The organism is Helicobacter pylori (assembly GCF_001998165.1).
In the GTDB taxonomy this organism is placed as follows: Bacteria; Campylobacterota; Campylobacteria; order Campylobacterales; family Helicobacteraceae; genus Helicobacter; species Helicobacter pylori_DL.
This window is the reverse complement of sequence record NZ_MTWR01000162.1, coordinates 1-347: the sequence shown is the minus strand read 5'-3', so window position 1 is coordinate 347 and position 347 is coordinate 1. Positions and strand designations below refer to the sequence as shown.

Below are 347 nucleotides of genomic sequence, written 5' to 3'. Positions count from 1 at the left end.
TATGCAAGGAATGCCTACTAATGAGCCTGAATACGGGCAAGCGATGGCTAAGCAAAAAGGCTGGATCCCCATAAAGCCCATGCAACACTATTCTATGGGCGAAGGCAAGATGAGCTATCCAGGTGAAGCGGTGGGCGTGGTAGCCGCACAATCTATTGGGGAGCCTGGAACGCAGCTCACTTTAAGGACTTTCCATGTGGGCGACAGACCCGTTCAGATCGGTTCACACTTCCATTTTTTTGAAGTGAATAGATGCCTAGACTTTGACAGAGAAAAAACTTTCGGCAAACGCTTAGACATTGCGAGCGGGACAGCGGTAAGGTTTGAGCCTTGCGTTAAGAAAAATC

1 protein-coding gene is annotated in these 347 nt (G+C 48.7%); it reads left to right on the top strand.

The window, feature by feature from the left end:
- The coding region (ureB, locus tag BZK24_RS08685) for an urease subunit beta (RefSeq protein ID WP_077657153.1) at nt 1-347 on the top strand (347 nt) is incomplete at both ends.